Origin of the sequence: Pseudoselenomonas ruminantium, from assembly GCF_900104055.1 — a bacterium.
Taxonomy (GTDB): domain Bacteria; phylum Bacillota; class Negativicutes; order Selenomonadales; family Selenomonadaceae; genus Selenomonas_A; species Selenomonas_A ruminantium_C.
This window is the reverse complement of record NZ_FNJQ01000070.1, coordinates 1-1,134: the sequence shown is the minus strand read 5'-3', so window position 1 is coordinate 1,134 and position 1,134 is coordinate 1. Positions and strand designations below refer to the sequence as shown.

Annotated in this window: 2 protein-coding genes; both read right to left on the bottom strand. The window is 40.1% G+C overall.

What is annotated here, in order from left to right:
* Window positions 1-249 precede the first annotated feature (249 nt).
* Window positions 250-654: a putative toxin-antitoxin system toxin component, PIN family gene (locus tag BLQ59_RS15515; RefSeq protein WP_074573704.1), complete on the bottom strand. Its 405-nt coding sequence runs from the start codon at window positions 652-654 to the stop codon at window positions 250-252.
* A 6-nt stretch (window positions 655-660) separates the two neighbouring features.
* Complete coding sequence (locus BLQ59_RS15510; RefSeq protein WP_256324705.1) at window positions 661-942, bottom strand: AbrB/MazE/SpoVT family DNA-binding domain-containing protein; 282 nt, start codon at window positions 940-942, stop codon at window positions 661-663.
* Window positions 943-1,134: the final 192 nt, after the last annotated feature.

Sequence of the window (1,134 nt, the reverse complement as noted above, 5' to 3'; positions counted from 1 at the left end):
GGAGTTTACACAGAATTTGGGACAGCCTCTTACACAGCAACCCAACCATAGCTCTGTACAGCCATATCCGTCATACTATTTTCCCCTCAATGCTGTATATTTCATATTCCGTCATCGGCTCGCCACTATCCAGTTCTTCTCTTGCCATTTTACATTTTCTCTTTATATTTTATCTTTTACTTTATCTTTTGCTTTATATTTTGCGCTCTATATTTGTCAAATTTCACATTTCTGTTTATATTTTAGCATTTATTTTTCCATCGCTAAAAAATTGGCAGCTGTCATTATTTTAGGGCATCTTATCCCTGATTCCAAGAAGTCCTTATCTCCTGTTAGTATAATATCCACCTTTGATGCCACAGCGGCTCTCATGATCCCTCTATCATTTACATCTCGGATTGACGCTTCCTCTTCTGTCAACTCATCCGGAATCTGCACCACTTCTATGACGGAAAGTGCCATCGCCAAAAATCGTTCCATTGCCAATATCTTCTTGGGAAACTTTCGATTAAATATACGTCGAAGTTCATCTATATTTTGGGTACACACCACCCCATAGTTAGGATAAGAAACCGCCTTCATATAGGCTTGGAATGGAGTACCACTGCCCAATATCGCTGAAATCAGTATGTTCGTGTCAATCAATATACGCATCTTGCATCATTCGCCCTCGCTACGTACCTCTTTTACCAGATCATTGACTGCCTCTTCTGAGGCAAGCCCAGTCCGTTCAGCCTCGCCTGCCATTTCATTCTGCAGCATCTGCATTGCATACACTGCAGAATTAACCATACGAACAGACCCTTTTTCAACAATAAAGGTTACTCGGCTTCCGCTATCAAGCCCCAATACACTTCTAACATCTTTTGGTATAGTTACCTGACCTTTGGCCATGACTTTGGCATTATCTATAAAAGTATCCGGCACATTCACTGCCATCATGATAAAAACCTCCTCTATTCTAGTAGGAAAATCCCTACTTTTACTATATCATATCACTAACACAGAGTAAAGGTATTAATAAAAGGCTTGACCAGTCAAATTGAACTGCTACCCGTCAAGAGGACAATAAAAAAATATAAAATTTCTTTGGCCGGCAGATTCGTCTGCCGGTCTTTTTATGCGGCTAAATAC